The sequence below is a fragment of the Pseudomonas fuscovaginae SE-1 genome (assembly GCF_000364705.1).
Taxonomy (GTDB): Bacteria; Pseudomonadota; Gammaproteobacteria; order Pseudomonadales; family Pseudomonadaceae; genus Aquipseudomonas; species Aquipseudomonas fuscovaginae_A.
In genome coordinates this window covers 1-13,648 of record NZ_AQOH01000191.1, presented here as the reverse complement: position 1 = coordinate 13,648, position 13,648 = coordinate 1, and the positions used below count along the sequence as shown (strand labels likewise).

Sequence of the window (13,648 nt, the reverse complement as noted above, 5' to 3'; positions counted from 1 at the left end):
CTGCCGATCGGTGTGGCCACCGCCGCCATTGGCGGGGTGTTCTTCATCGGATTGATGCGGCGCCGGTAAGGGCGCTGTCGCCAGCAAGCCGGCTTCCACGATTTCATGGTGCCTGTGGGAGCCGGCTTGCTGGCGATGAACACCACGCGATAACGACCCCGAGCACCAACCTGGCGCTTCGCGCGCACCACATCGATCAATCCGCCCCCACCTGGTGCGACTGTTCAGACCAGCACCCCACCGAACCGCTCTGTTCCGGCCTTTTCCCGACTCGGCACAGCCCTTGCAAACGCCTGTCAGCATCTGCATCCGCCAACCCAAAAAAAATCGAGACCCTGGAGATCGCACCATGAAGCGTCGTAGTTTGATCAAGGCTTTCACCCTGTCGGCATCGATTGCCGCCATGGGCATGACCTGGACCGTGCAGGCCGCCGAGACCATCAAGGTCGGTATCCTGCACTCGCTGTCCGGGACCATGGCGATCTCCGAGACCTCGCTCAAGGACATGGCGCTGATGACCATCGACGAGATCAACGCCAAGGGCGGGGTCAACGGCAAGATGCTCGAACCGGTGGTGGTCGACCCGGCTTCCAACTGGCCGCTGTTCGCCGAGAAGAGCCGCCAGTTGCTGACCCAGGACAAGGTCGCGGTGGTGTTCGGCTGCTGGACCTCGGTGTCGCGCAAATCGGTGCTGCCGGTGTTCGAGGAACTCAACGGCCTGCTGTTCTACCCGGTGCAGTATGAAGGCGAAGAGATGTCGCCGAACGTCTTCTACACCGGCGCCGCGCCGAACCAGCAGGCGATCCCGGCGGTGGAGTACCTGATGAGCGAAGACGGTGGCAGCGCCAAGCGCTTCTTCCTGCTCGGCACCGACTACGTCTACCCACGCACCACCAACAAGATCCTGCGCGCGTTCCTGCATTCCAAGGGCGTGGCGGACAAGGACATCGAAGAGGTCTACACCCCGTTCGGCCATGCCGACTACCAGACCATCGTCGCCAACATCAAGAAGTTCTCCGCTGGCGGCAAGACCGCGGTGATCTCCACCGTCAACGGTGACTCCAACGTGCCGTTCTACAAGGAACTGGCCAACCAGGGCCTGAAGGCCACCGAGGTACCGGTGGTGGCCTTCTCCGTCGGCGAGGAGGAACTGCGCGGCATCGACACCAAGCCGTTGGTCGGTAACCTCGCGGCGTGGAACTACTTCGAATCGGTGAACAACCCGGTGAACCAGAAGTTCGTCGCCGACTGGAAGGCCTACGCCAAGAAGAAAAACCTGCCGGGCGCCGACAAGGCGGTGACCAACGACCCGATGGAAGCCACCTATGTCGGCATCCACATGTGGGCCCAGGCGGTGGAAAAGGCCAAGTCCACCGATGTCGACAAGGTCCGCGAAGCCCTCGCCGGCCAGACCTTCGCCGCGCCGTCGGGCTACACCCTGACCATGGACAAGACCAACCACCACCTGCACAAGCCGGTGATGATCGGCGAGATCCAGCCGGACGGTCAGTTCAACGTGGTCTGGCAGACCGAGGGGCCGATTCGTGCCCAGCCGTGGAGCCCGTTCATCCCGGGCAACGACAAGAAGCCGGACTATGCGGTGAAGAGCAACTGAGTGGAGGGGCGGCCCGCCGAAAGCGGGCCGGTCCCTGTGGCGAGGGGGCTTGCCCCCGCTCGGCTGCGAAGCAGTCGTAAAGTCAGAGTGCTCGGTCTGTCTGCGACACCGAGTTATCCGGCTTTAGGGCCGCTTCGCAGCCCAACGGGGGCAAGCCCCCTCGCCACAAATGCCCGCTCGCCACAGGAACTGCGACCACCTCCAGTTCGTGTTTTCCATGCGCAAGGCCATTGATATGCCCACTGTCCTTCATCGTCTTTTCTTCGTTTTCGCCCTCGCGCTGTTGTTACCGATGGCCGCCCAGGCCGGCGATGCCGAAGACTTCGTCGCCGCTTCCCCCAACCAACAGGCGGCCCTGCTGGAAGGCTGGGCCGCGCACCCCGCGCCTGAGCGCATCGAACTGATCGACGCCCTGCACAGCGGCCAACTGACGCTCAACGGCGAAACCAGGCCCCTGCGCCTGAACAACCGCCTGCGCGGCCTGATCGATAACGCGGTCGCCGCCCAGCAACTGCTCGCCGCCGACGCCAAGGTGCGCCTCGGCGCCGCCCTGCAGTTGCAGAAGAGCGCCAAGCCCGCGCAACGGCCCTTCCTCGACCGGCAACTGGCCGGGGAAACCGACGCCGACGTGCACGCCGCCCTGAGCCTGGCCCTGGCCAACCTGCAACTGGTCGACCCGGATCCCGGCGTACGCCTGGCCGCCGTGCGCCTGCTCGGCGCCAGCGGCGACCCGCTGGCCCGCACCCGCCTCGAGGATCTGCTGCAACCCGGCGTCGAAACCGATGCCAATGTGCACACCGCCGCCGAGACCAGCCTGGCCCAGGTCAAGCGCAAGCTGATGCTGGGCGAAATGCTCGGCCAAGCCTTCAGTGGCCTGTCGCTGGGCTCGATCCTGCTGCTGGCGGCCCTGGGCCTGGCGATCACCTTCGGCCTGCTCGGGGTGATCAACATGGCTCACGGCGAGATGCTGATGATCGGGGCCTACGCCACCTACGGGGTGCAACTGCTGTTCCAGCGTTTCATGCCGCAGGCCCTCGACTACTACCCGCTGCTGGCGCTGCCGGTGGCGTTCTTCGTCACCGCGAGCCTCGGCATGGCCCTTGAGCGCACGGTGATCCGCCACCTCTACGGCCGGCCGCTGGAAACCCTGCTCGCCACCTGGGGTATCAGCCTGATGCTGATCCAGTTGATACGCCTGTTGTTCGGTGCACAGAACGTGGAGGTCGCCAACCCGAGCTGGCTGTCCGGCGGAGTCCAGGTCCTGCCCAACCTCGTGCTGCCCTATAGCCGCCTGGTGATCATTGCCTTCGCACTGTTCGTGGTGGTGCTGACCTGGCTGCTGCTGAACCGCACCCGCCTCGGCCTCAACGTGCGCGCCGTCACCCAGAACCGCAACATGGCCGCCTGCTGCGGCGTGCCCACCGGCCGCGTGGACATGCTCGCCTTCGGCCTCGGCTCGGGCATCGCCGGCCTCGGCGGCGTGGCCCTGAGCCAGATCGGCAACGTCGGCCCCGACCTCGGCCAGAGCTACATCATCGACTCGTTCCTGGTGGTGGTGCTCGGTGGCGTCGGTCAGCTGGCCGGCAGCGTCACCGCCGCGTTCGGCCTGGGGGTCGCCAACAAGATCCTCGAACCACAGATCGGCGCGGTGCTGGGCAAGATCCTGATCCTCGCGCTGATCATTCTGTTTATCCAGAAACGTCCGCAAGGGCTCTTCGCACTGAAAGGACGGGTGATCGACTGATGAACCAGCCCCTGCTGTTGAGCGCCACACAAAAGGCCGGCCCGCGCCTGACCATCGTCATCGGCGGCCTGCTCCTGGTCCTGTTGCTGGCATTGCCGCTGCTGTCATTGCTGCCGGCGCAGAGCCCGCTGCAGGTTTCGGCCTACACCCTGACCCTGGTGGGCAAGATTCTCTGCTATGCCATCGTCGCCCTGGCCCTCGACCTGGTCTGGGGCTACGCCGGGCTGTTGTCCCTGGGACACGGCCTGTTCTTCGCCCTGGGCGGCTACGCCATGGGCATGTACCTGATGCGCGAAGCCTCCGGCGACCAGTTGCCGGCGTTCATGACCTTCCTGTCGTGGAGCGAACTGCCCTGGTACTGGACCGGCACCAACCACTTCCTCTGGGCCTTGTGCCTGGTGGTGCTGGCACCGGGACTGCTGGCGCTGGTGTTCGGCTTCTTCGCCTTCCGTTCGCGGATCAAGGGCGTGTATTTCTCGATCATGACCCAGGCCCTGACCTTCGCCGCGATGCTGCTGTTCTTTCGCAACGAGACCGGCTTCGGCGGCAACAACGGCTTTACCAACTTCCGCAGTATCCTCGGTTTCGGCATCACCGAACCGGGCACCCGCGCCGCGCTGTTCCTCGCCACCGTATTGCTGTTGCTGGCCAGCCTGTACAGCGGCTGGCGACTGGCGCGCAGCAAGTTCGGCCGGGTGCTGACCGCCTTGCGCGATGCGGAGAACCGGCTGATGTTCTGCGGCTACGACCCTCGCGGCTTCAAGCTGTTCGTCTGGGTCCTGAGTGCGGTGCTGTGCGGCCTGGCCGGCGCGCTGTACGTCCCCCAAGTGGGGATCATCAACCCCAGCGAGATGTCACCGACCAACTCCATCGAGGCCGCCGTCTGGGTTGCCCTCGGCGGGCGCGGCACGCTGGTCGGCCCGTTGCTCGGCGCCGGCCTGGTCAACGGCATGAAGAGCTGGTTCACCGTGGCCTTCCCGGAGTACTGGCTGTTCTTCCTCGGAGCGCTGTTCATCGTCGTCACCCTGTACCTGCCCAAGGGTGTGATCGGCCTGTTGAAGAAAAGGGGTGAGGCATGAGAATCACACCGACCGCCGAGTTCATGCTCGAACCGACCGCCCTCGATGCCGGCAGCGGCCGCGACGCCATCGGTCTCGGCCAGGCTGCCGGCAAGGGGCTCAACACCCGCCACGGCACCATCCTGACGCTGGAAGACATCAGCGTCAGCTTCGATGGTTTCAAGGCGCTGAACGACCTCAACCTGTACATCGGCGTCGGCGAACTGCGCTGCATCATCGGTCCCAACGGTGCCGGCAAGACCACCCTGATGGACGTGATCACCGGCAAGACCCGGCCCGGCCAGGGCAAGGCCTGGTTCGGCGAAACCCTGGACCTGACGCAGATGAGCGAAGTGCGGATCGCCCAGGCCGGGATCGGTCGCAAGTTCCAGAAGCCCACGGTATTCGAGGCCCTGAGTGTGTTCGAGAACCTGGAGCTGGCACAGAAGACCGACAAGTCGGTCTGGGCCAGCCTGCGCGCGCGCCTGACGGGCGAGCAGCGGGACGCGATCGCCCAGGTCCTGGAGACCATTCGCCTGACGACTTCGGTCAACCGCCCGGCCGGGCTTTTGTCGCACGGCCAGAAGCAGTTCCTGGAAATCGGCATGTTGCTGATGCAGGACCCGCAGTTGCTGCTGCTCGACGAGCCGGTGGCCGGCATGACCGATGCCGAGACCGAGTTCACCGCCGAGCTGTTCAAGAGCCTGGCCGGCAAGCATTCGCTGATGGTGGTCGAGCACGACATGGGCTTCGTCGGCTCGATCGCCGACCACGTGACCGTGCTGCACCAGGGCAGTGTGCTGGCCGAAGGCTCGCTGGCACAGGTGCAGGAAAACGAGCGCGTCATCGAGGTCTACCTCGGCCGCTGACACGACGCGCCCCTGTAGGAGCCGGGCTTGCCCGCGAAGGCGTCCTGACGATCGCTAAAAGCTTCGCGGGCAAGCCACGCGCCTACAAGGGGCGATGCAAGACAAGACAGAGTGGGGAAACTGAGCATGCTGCAAGTCGACACGCTGCACCAATACTACGGCGGTAGCCACATCCTGCGCGGCCTGTCGTTCGATGTGAAAATCGGTGAAATCACCTGCCTGCTCGGACGCAACGGCGTGGGCAAGACCACCCTGCTCAAGTGCCTGATGGGCCTGCTGCCCACCCGCGAAGGCAGCGTCAACTGGGAGGGCAACGCCATCACCGGCTTCAAGCCGCACCAGCGGGTGCACGCCGGGATCGCCTACGTGCCCCAGGGCCGGGAGATCTTCGGTCGGCTGACCGTGGAGGAAAACCTGCTGATGGGCCTGTCGCGCTTTCCCGCCTCGCAGGCCCGGGAAGTTCCGGGGTTCATCTATGAACTGTTCCCGGTCCTGCAGCAGATGAAACACCGGCGCGGCGGCGACCTCTCCGGCGGCCAGCAGCAACAGCTGGCGATCGGCCGGGCACTGGCGAGCCGTCCACGGCTGCTGATCCTCGATGAACCGACCGAGGGTATCCAGCCATCGGTGATCAAGGAGATCGGCGCCGTGATCCGCAAACTGGCGGCCCGCGGCGACATGGCGATCCTGCTGGTGGAGCAGTTCTACGACTTTGCCGCCGAGTTGGCCGACCAGTACCTGGTGATGTCCCGGGGCGAGATCATCCAGCAGGGGCGCGGAGAAAATATGGAAACCGAGGGTGTACGCGGGTTGGTTACGATCTAACCTGTAGCGTCCGGACAATAATCGATCATCATGACTTCATCTGCCACCCACGCCCTGTTCACGCCCAGCTGGCACGCCGAGCTGGAACTGGGCTACGCCCGCTTCGGCGACACCACCCGGCCGACGCGCCGCCGCCACCTGGGCCCGCTGCGGGTACAGAAGCACCTGTATGCCGAAGGCCCGGAAGTCTGCCAGCACATCATCGTCCACCCGCCTGGCGGGATCGCCGGCGGCGACCGGCTGGACATCAGCGCCAGCGTCGAACGCGATGCCTGGGCACAGTTGACCAGCCCCGGCGCCGCCAAGTGGTACCGCGCCAACGGCCCCGCCTGCCAGAGCCTGCAGTTGCGGGTCGGTGTCGGCGCCACCCTGGAATGGCTGCCCCAGGAAACCATCGTGTTCAGCGCGGCCCAGGCCGAGCTCGACACCCGGATCGACCTGGAAGGCGATGCCCGGCTGTTCTACTGGGACATCGTCGCCCTCGGCCGACCGGCCAGCGGCGAGCGCTTCGACCTCGGGTACTTCCAGTCGCACCTGGATATCCGCCGCGACGGCAAGCCGCTCTGGCACGAACGCCAGCGTATCCTCGGCAACGACGGGTTGCTGGACTCGCCGATCGGGCTCGACGGCCAGCCGGTGTTCGCCACACTGCTGGTCACCGGCGAAATCGACAGTGAGCTGCTCGAACGTTGCCGCAACCTGTCGACGCCGGTACGCGGCGATCTCAGCCAGCTCCCCGGCCTGCTGGTGGCCCGCTGCCTGGCCGCGCAGGCCCTGCACGCCCGGGCCTGGCTGATCGAACTATGGCGGCTGCTACGCCCGGCCCTGCTGGGTCGCGAGGCGGTGCCACCGAGGATCTGGAACACATGAATTTTCTTTTCGACTTGCGCCTTTCAACTGCCTGCCCACGGATCTGCGAACCATGGACCTGACTCCCCGCGAAAAAGACAAACTGCTGATTTTCACCGCCGGTCTGGTCGCCGAACGGCGCCTGGCCCGCGGGGTGAAACTCAATTATCCGGAAGCCATGGCCTACATCTCGGCCGCGCTGCTCGAAGGCGCCCGCGACGGCCAGACGGTGGCCGAACTGATGCACTACGGCACGACCCTGCTCAGCCGCGAACAGGTGATGGAAGGCATCCCGGAAATGATCCCGGAGATCCAGGTCGAAGCGACCTTCCCCGATGGCACCAAGCTGGTCACCGTCCACCAACCGATCGCCTGAGGCCATCCATGTCCTACGTTATCCGCGATGCCCTGCACGCCGACCTGCCGGCCATTCGCGACATCTACAACGACGCGGTGCTCAACACCACGGCGATCTGGAACGAGCAACCGGTGGACCTCGGCAACCGTCAGGCCTGGTTCAGCGCCCGCCAGGCCCAGGGCTACCCGATCCTGGTGATCGTCGACAACGCCGACAGCGTGCTCGGCTACGCTTCCTTTGGCGACTGGCGGCCCTTCGAGGGCTTCCGCCACACCGTCGAACACTCGGTGTACGTGCGCAACGACCAGCGCGGCAACGGCCTGGGGCCCAGGCTGATGAGCGCACTGATCGAACGCGCGCGGGAGGGCGGCAAGCACGTGATGGTTGCCGCCATCGAAAGTGGTAACAGCGCTTCGATTCGCCTGCATGAACGCCAGGGCTTCGTCACCACCGGCCAGATGCCCCAGGTGGGCGTCAAGTTCGGCCGCTGGCTGGACCTGACCTTCATGCAACTGTGCCTGAACCCGGGCGCCCTGCCGCCCGTCATCGCCAAGGAGTAAGCCGATGAACGCCGCCCAACTGCGTCGCGTGACCCACGAAAGCTTTGCGCATTACCGCCAGGGGCTGATCGAACTGTTGCTCGATGCCGTTGAGCACGGTGCCTCGGTAGGCTTCATGGCCGACCTCGATGCAGGCCAGGCGCGTGCCTATTTCGACGGCGTGCAGGCGGCCCTGGACAACGGCGGCCTGCTGCTCTGGGTGGTGGTCCGCGATGAACGGGTACTGGCCAGCGTGCAACTGCAGCTGTGCCAGAAACCCAACGGCCTGAACCGCGCCGAAGTGCAGAAGCTGCTGGTGCGCGGCGAGGCGCGCCGTCATGGCCTGGGCCAGCAACTGATGCAGGCCGTGGAACAGGCTGCCCGCGAGCACCGGCGCGGCCTGCTGTACCTCGACACCCAGGCCGGCTCCGATGCCGAAGCCTTCTACCGCGCCCTCGGCTACCACCGGGTCGGCGAACTGCCAGACTACTGCACCACGCCCGATGGGCAGCACCACCCGACCGCCATTTACTTCAAGACCCTGGGACGACCCGAATGATTCCTGGTGAATATCAGATCCAGCCTGGCGACATCGAGCTCAATGCCGGTCGCCGCACCATCAGCCTGAGCGTGGCCAACAGCGGCGACCGGCCAATCCAGGTCGGCTCCCACTACCACTTCTTCGAAACCAACGACGCCCTGAGCTTCGACCGTGCCGCCAGCCGTGGCATGCGCCTGAACATCCCGGCCGGCACCGCGGTGCGCTTCGAACCGGGGCAGAGCCGCGAAGTCGAGCTGGTGGAACTCGCCGGACTGCGCCGGGTGTTCGGTTTCGCCGGCCGGGTCATGGGTAACCTTGATTGACACTGTTCATGGTGGCGAGGGGGCTTGCCCCCGTTCGGCTGCGAAGCAGTCGTCGAATCATAGAACGCATTGTATTTGATAGAACGAGGTGGCGGCTTTTAGGGGCGCTGCGCCCCCCAACGGGGGCAAGCCCCCTCGCCACACTAGACCGCACATGCTTCCATTTTGCGCTCAGGGAAACCCAATGAAGATTTCCAGACAAGCCTACGCCGACATGTTCGGCCCCACCGTCGGCGACAAGGTCCGCCTGGCGGATACCGAGCTGTGGATCGAGGTGGAAAAGGACTTCACCACCTACGGCGAGGAAGTGAAGTTCGGCGGCGGCAAGGTGATACGCGACGGCATGGGCCAGGGCCAGTTGCTGGCAGCCGAAGTGGTCGACACCCTGATCACCAATGCCCTGATCATCGACCACTGGGGCATCGTCAAGGCCGACGTCGGCCTCAAGGACGGTCGCATCGCCGCCATCGGCAAGGCCGGCAACCCGGACATCCAGCCCGACGTGACCATCGCCATCGGCGCCAGCACCGAGGTGATCGCCGGCGAAGGCATGATCCTCACCGCCGGCGGCATCGACACCCACATCCACTTCATCTGCCCGCAGCAGATCGAAGAGGCGCTGATGAGCGGCGTCACCACCATGATCGGTGGCGGCACCGGCCCGGCCACCGGCAGCAACGCCACCACCTGCACCTCCGGCCCCTGGCACCTGGCGCGCATGCTCCAGGCCGCCGATGCCTTCCCGATGAACATCGGCCTGACCGGCAAGGGTAACGCCAGCCTGCCGGAGCCGCTGGTGGAGCAGGTCAAGGCCGGCGCCATCGGCCTCAAACTCCACGAAGACTGGGGCACCACCCCGGCGTCGATCGACAACTGCCTGAGCGTGGCCGACCAGTACGACGTGCAGGTGGCGATCCACACCGACACCCTCAACGAGTCCGGTTTCGTCGAAACCACCCTGGGCGCGTTCAAGGGCCGCACCATCCACACCTACCACACCGAAGGTGCCGGCGGCGGTCATGCGCCGGACATCATCAAGGCCTGCGGTTTCGCCAACGTCCTGCCAAGCTCGACCAACCCGACCCGACCATTCACCCGCAACACCATCGACGAACACCTGGACATGCTGATGGTCTGCCACCACCTCGACCCGAGCATCGCCGAGGACGTGGCCTTCGCCGAGAGTCGCATCCGTCGCGAGACCATCGCCGCCGAGGACATCCTGCACGACCTCGGCGCGTTCTCGATGATCAGTTCCGACAGCCAGGCCATGGGCCGGGTCGGCGAAGTGATCACTCGCACCTGGCAGACCGCCGACAAGATGAAGAAACAGCGCGGGCCGTTGCCGGGCGACGGCGAGGGCAACAGCAACTTCCGGGTCAAGCGCTACATCGCCAAGTACACCATCAACCCGGCGATCACCCATGGCATCAGCCACGAGGTCGGCTCCATCGAAGTGGGCAAGTGGGCCGACCTGGTGCTCTGGCGCCCGGCCTTCTTCGGCGTCAAGCCGACGCTGATCCTCAAGGGCGGCGCGATTGCCGCCAGCCTGATGGGTGACGCCAATGCCTCGATCCCGACGCCACAGCCGGTGCACTACCGACCGATGTTCGCCAGTTTCGGCGGCTCACGGCATGCCACCAGTCTGACCTTCATCAGCCAGGCGGCGCTGGAAGCGGGGTTGCCCGAAAAGCTTGGGTTGAAGAAACAGATTGCGGTGGTCAAGGGCTGTCGCGACGTGCAGAAAACCGACCTGATCCACAACGACTACCTGCCGCAGATCGACGTCGACCCGCAGACCTACCAGGTCAAGGCCGATGGCGTGCTGTTGTGGTGCGAGCCGGCGGAGGTGCTGCCGATGGCGCAGCGTTACTTCCTGTTCTGACACCAGGCCGCTCCGGCTCCGCGTAGGACTCAAGGGCCTATTCGCGGATAAATCCGGCTCCCACGGTTCTGCGGTGCCTGCCGTTTCCTGGGAGCCTGCTCTGCCGCTTATCGGTAGGGGAGTAAAGACAGTTGGCTCCCACAAGCGCTCGCGCCGTGCATGAATCCTGCGAACGACGCTGGCACTGTGGGAGCCGGCGGTCCGGCGTCCCGGTTTATCCGCGAAGGGCCCCACCGCTCAATCGTGGACGAAACGCTGCAAGCGCTGGCGCAGCATCTGGTTCTCCGCGCGCAATTGGCGGACTTCGCCCAACAGCTCCAGCGCCAGGGCGACGCCCTGCCACTCCAGTTCCAAGTCATCATGCAGCTTCGCCGCACGCCGGGCGATCGGCAGCTCATGGTCGAGAAAACGCCACGCGTCCGGTGAGCGGCCCAGAGGTTCAAGGATGCCGTGTTCGACGATTTCGATCACACAGGCGACCGGCAGGTCGGACGCCTCGCAGAAGGCTTGCATATCCAGTTGAACGCTCAGGGCAGGACTCATGATCAACTACTCCATTGTTCTCTCGGGTCGAATGCGGCCTTCTTCGCCAGCTCCTGCCACAACGCCTTCACCGCGTCGTCGCTGTGCCTGGGCATGACCGCCTTGAGTTGCACGAACAGATAACCGCGCTGCCCGGCCTTGTTCAGCAGGCCATGGCCCTTGGCCCGCATGCGCTGGCCGTTCTGGCTGCCGGCGGGCACCTTCAGATTGATTTTACCTGTCAATGTCGGGACCGCCACTTCGGTCCCCAGCGCCAACTCCCACGGTGCCAGCGGCAACGTGATGATCAGGTTCTCCCCTTCGACATCGAATTTGGGGTGAGGTGCGAAACGAATGGTCAGGTACAGGTCGCCATTGGCCCCGCCACCGACACCCGGTGCACCCTGGCCCTTGAGGCGGATGCGCTCGCCGTCGGTCACCCCGGCCGGGATTTTCACGTTCAGGCTCTTGCTGGTATTGCTCACATGCTGGCCGGCCGCGTTGTACTGCGGCACCTGGAAGGTGACCTTCTTCGACTCGTTCGACAGGCTTTCTTCCAGAAAGATCGGTAATTCCATTTCCACGTCCTGCCCTCGCCGGCCGGCGCTGCGACCTGATTGTCCGCCACCAAATCCGGCACCGCGCGAGCCGAAGATCGAACTGAAGAAATCCGAAAAATCACCACCACCGCCAAACCCGGCACCACCGCCACGCCCCTGCCAGCCCGGCGGGCCCTGGAACGGCTGGCCGTGCTGGCCGTATTTGCGCAGTTCGTCGTACTCGGCGCGCTTGTCGGCGCTTTTCAGCGCTTCATAGGCTTCCGAGGCATCCTTGAACTTGGCTTCGGCATCCTTTTCCTTGCTGACATCCGGGTGGTACTTGCGCGCCAGCTTGCGGTACGCGGCCTTGATCGCCTTGTCATCCGCCGTAGGCTCGACACCCAGGATCTTGTAGTAGTCTTTGAAGTCCATCTAGGGATCACCCTGCATTATCGATATCGCGCCGCTCGGCAGGACACAGCATGCGCCTTTCGGTGCAGTAGACATTGACCGTTCTCAAGGCTGTGACTGGGCGGGGCTTGCGAAGTTTATCGGCCGTGCCGGCGATTTCTTGTCATCGCCGATACACAACACGAACCAGTGACAGCAAGTTTGGGTGCAATCGCGCACCTTTCAAGTCATCAAATGCACGATTGGGCGGATAACCGGCCTTCGATTCCGCGCTCGACTGGCATACACTGCGCGGCCGTTTTTTCACCGGAACTCGAAAGACATGAAAGACGCCTCTGCGGCCCGTGCCTGCGGCATCGACTTCGGCACGTCCAACTCCACGGTCGGCTGGCTGCGCCCCGGCCTGGAAACGCTGATCGCACTGGAGGACGACAAGATCACCCTGCCTTCGGTGGTCTTCTTCAATATCGAGGAACGCCGTCCGGTCTACGGCCGGCTGGCCCTGCACGAGTATCTGGAAGGTTACGAAGGCCGCCTGATGCGCTCGCTCAAGAGCCTGCTGGGCTCCAAGCTGATCAAGCACGACACCAGCGTGCTGGGCACCGCCCTGCCGTTCAAGGACCTGCTGGGGATGTTCATCGGTCAGTTGAAGGGCCGCCTGGAAGCGACCGCCGGTCGGGAGTTCGACCAGGTGGTGCTGGGTCGCCCGGTGTTTTTCGTCGATGACGACCCGGTTGCCGACCAGGAGGCCGAGGACACTCTGGTGGAAGTGGCGAAGAAGATCGGCTTCAAGGACGTGTCCTTCCAGTACGAACCGATCGCCGCGGCCTTCGACTACGAGTCGAGCATCGAGCGCGAGGAGTTGGTGCTGATCGTCGACATCGGCGGCGGTACCTCGGACTTCTCGCTGGTGCGCCTGTCGCCGGAGCGTCGGGGCCTGGACGACCGCCACGAGGACATCCTCGCCACCGGCGGCGTGCATGTCGGCGGTACCGACTTCGACAAGCAGTTGAGCCTGCAGGGCGTGATGCCGCTGTTCGGCTATGGCAGCCGGATGAAGAGCGGCGCCTTCATGCCCACCAGCCACCACATGAACCTGGCGACCTGGCACACCATCAACTCGGTGTACTCGCAGAAGTCCCAGCTGGCCCTGGGCAGCATGCGCTACGACATCGAGGACACCGTGGGCATCGACCGCCTGTTCAAGCTGATCGAGCAGCGCGCCGGGCACTGGCTGGCGATGGAGGTCGAGGAGACGAAGATCCAGCTGACCCATGCCGAGAACCGCCATGTGCCGCTGGATCGCATCGAGGCGGGCCTGAGCGTGGACCTGAGCCGCGCCCTGTTCGAGTCGTCGATCGACAACCTGCTGGAGCGGATTCGCCAGAGCGTCACGCAGATCCTCGGCACGGCCGGGGTGGCCGTCGAGCAGGTCGACACGGTGTTCTTCACCGGCGGTTCGAGTGGTATCCCGGCCCTGCGCCAGAGCGTCGCGGCGATGCTGCCGAACGCCCGCCATGTCGAAGGTAACATCTTCGGCAGCATCGGCAGCGGCCTGGCGATCGACGCG

At 64.8% G+C, this 13,648-nt stretch carries 15 protein-coding genes; 12 read left to right on the top strand and 3 right to left on the bottom strand.

Going from position 1 to position 13,648, the window contains the following annotated elements:
* A partial coding sequence (locus K675_RS33680; RefSeq protein ID WP_026145289.1) for a hypothetical protein occupies nt 1-200 on the bottom strand: 200 nt, incomplete at its 3' end.
* A 149-nt stretch (nt 201-349) separates the two neighbouring features.
* Here K675_RS33680 and urtA point away from each other — a divergent pair.
* From urtA to ureC, 11 genes are all read left to right on the top strand, one after another.
* Nucleotides 350-1,615, top strand: coding sequence for an urea ABC transporter substrate-binding protein (gene urtA / locus K675_RS0117420; protein WP_017904773.1), 1,266 nt, complete (start codon nt 350-352; stop codon nt 1,613-1,615).
* 235 nt (nt 1,616-1,850) lie between these two features.
* On the top strand, nt 1,851-3,359 hold the full coding sequence (gene urtB / locus K675_RS0117415) for an urea ABC transporter permease subunit UrtB (protein ID WP_037006723.1): 1,509 nt from the start codon (nt 1,851-1,853) through the stop codon (nt 3,357-3,359).
* Nucleotides 3,359-4,438, top strand: a complete 1,080-nt coding sequence (gene urtC, locus K675_RS0117410; protein ID WP_017904771.1) for an urea ABC transporter permease subunit UrtC — start codon at nt 3,359-3,361, stop codon at nt 4,436-4,438. The genes urtB and urtC overlap by 1 nt, the downstream gene beginning before the upstream one ends.
* On the top strand, nt 4,435-5,286 hold the full coding sequence (gene urtD, locus K675_RS0117405; RefSeq protein ID WP_017904770.1) for an urea ABC transporter ATP-binding protein UrtD: 852 nt from the start codon (nt 4,435-4,437) through the stop codon (nt 5,284-5,286). Before urtC ends, urtD begins: the two co-directional genes overlap by 4 nt.
* A 126-nt stretch (nt 5,287-5,412) precedes the next feature.
* A complete protein-coding gene (gene urtE, locus K675_RS0117400; protein ID WP_017904769.1) occupies nt 5,413-6,111 on the top strand; it encodes an urea ABC transporter ATP-binding subunit UrtE in 699 nt (232 codons plus the stop codon).
* A gap of 30 nt (nt 6,112-6,141) precedes the next feature.
* Nucleotides 6,142-6,981: an urease accessory protein UreD gene (locus K675_RS0117395; protein ID WP_017904768.1), complete on the top strand. Its 840-nt coding sequence runs from the start codon at nt 6,142-6,144 to the stop codon at nt 6,979-6,981.
* Nucleotides 6,982-7,033: 52 nt separating this feature from the next.
* The gene (gene ureA, locus K675_RS0117390) at nt 7,034-7,336 is read left to right on the top strand and encodes an urease subunit gamma (protein ID WP_007937143.1); all 303 of its coding nucleotides are present in this window, start codon (nt 7,034-7,036) and stop codon (nt 7,334-7,336) included.
* An 8-nt stretch (nt 7,337-7,344) separates the two neighbouring features.
* Nucleotides 7,345-7,878: a GNAT family N-acetyltransferase gene (locus K675_RS0117385; RefSeq protein ID WP_017904767.1), complete on the top strand. Its 534-nt coding sequence runs from the start codon at nt 7,345-7,347 to the stop codon at nt 7,876-7,878.
* 4 nt (nt 7,879-7,882) lie between these two features.
* Entirely contained in the window at nt 7,883-8,416 is a 534-nt protein-coding gene (locus K675_RS0117380) for a GNAT family N-acetyltransferase (protein WP_017904766.1), read from the top strand.
* On the top strand, nt 8,413-8,721 hold the full coding sequence (locus K675_RS0117375) for an urease subunit beta (protein ID WP_017904765.1): 309 nt from the start codon (nt 8,413-8,415) through the stop codon (nt 8,719-8,721). Before K675_RS0117380 ends, K675_RS0117375 begins: the two co-directional genes overlap by 4 nt.
* Nucleotides 8,722-8,905: 184 nt before the next feature.
* Nucleotides 8,906-10,606, top strand: a complete 1,701-nt coding sequence (gene ureC / locus K675_RS0117370) for an urease subunit alpha (RefSeq protein WP_017904764.1) — start codon at nt 8,906-8,908, stop codon at nt 10,604-10,606.
* 237 nt (nt 10,607-10,843) lie between these two features.
* On the opposite strand, the gene K675_RS0117365 is transcribed toward ureC, so the two are convergent.
* A complete protein-coding gene (locus K675_RS0117365) occupies nt 10,844-11,149 on the bottom strand; it encodes a chaperone modulator CbpM (RefSeq protein WP_017904763.1) in 306 nt (101 codons plus the stop codon).
* A 2-nt stretch (nt 11,150-11,151) separates the two neighbouring features.
* The gene (locus K675_RS0117360; RefSeq protein WP_017904762.1) at nt 11,152-12,099 is read right to left on the bottom strand and encodes a DnaJ C-terminal domain-containing protein; all 948 of its coding nucleotides are present in this window, start codon (nt 12,097-12,099) and stop codon (nt 11,152-11,154) included.
* Between the two features lie 301 nt (nt 12,100-12,400).
* On the opposite strand from K675_RS0117360, the gene K675_RS0117355 reads away from it, so the two are divergent.
* A partial coding sequence (locus K675_RS0117355) for an Hsp70 family protein (protein WP_017904761.1) occupies nt 12,401-13,648 on the top strand: 1,248 nt, incomplete at its 3' end.

Excerpts from the sequence above, each read along its gene's own strand:
- urtA (WP_017904773.1), top strand. The coding sequence starts at position 350 with ATGAAGCGTCGTAGTTTGATCAAGGCTTTCACCCTGTCGGCATCGATT.
- urtB (WP_037006723.1), top strand. The coding sequence starts at position 1,851 with ATGCCCACTGTCCTTCATCGTCTTTTCTTCGTTTTCGCCCTCGCGCTG.
- urtC (WP_017904771.1), top strand. The coding sequence starts at position 3,359 with ATGAACCAGCCCCTGCTGTTGAGCGCCACACAAAAGGCCGGCCCGCGC.
- urtD (WP_017904770.1), top strand. The coding sequence starts at position 4,435 with ATGAGAATCACACCGACCGCCGAGTTCATGCTCGAACCGACCGCCCTC.
- urtE (WP_017904769.1), top strand. The coding sequence starts at position 5,413 with ATGCTGCAAGTCGACACGCTGCACCAATACTACGGCGGTAGCCACATC.
- K675_RS0117395 (WP_017904768.1), top strand. The coding sequence starts at position 6,142 with ATGACTTCATCTGCCACCCACGCCCTGTTCACGCCCAGCTGGCACGCC.
- ureA (WP_007937143.1), top strand. The coding sequence starts at position 7,034 with ATGGACCTGACTCCCCGCGAAAAAGACAAACTGCTGATTTTCACCGCC.
- K675_RS0117385 (WP_017904767.1), top strand. The coding sequence starts at position 7,345 with ATGTCCTACGTTATCCGCGATGCCCTGCACGCCGACCTGCCGGCCATT.
- K675_RS0117380 (WP_017904766.1), top strand. The coding sequence starts at position 7,883 with ATGAACGCCGCCCAACTGCGTCGCGTGACCCACGAAAGCTTTGCGCAT.
- K675_RS0117375 (WP_017904765.1), top strand. The coding sequence starts at position 8,413 with ATGATTCCTGGTGAATATCAGATCCAGCCTGGCGACATCGAGCTCAAT.
- ureC (WP_017904764.1), top strand. The coding sequence starts at position 8,906 with ATGAAGATTTCCAGACAAGCCTACGCCGACATGTTCGGCCCCACCGTC.
- K675_RS0117365 (WP_017904763.1), bottom strand. The coding sequence starts at position 11,149 with ATGAGTCCTGCCCTGAGCGTTCAACTGGATATGCAAGCCTTCTGCGAG.
- K675_RS0117360 (WP_017904762.1), bottom strand. The coding sequence starts at position 12,099 with ATGGACTTCAAAGACTACTACAAGATCCTGGGTGTCGAGCCTACGGCG.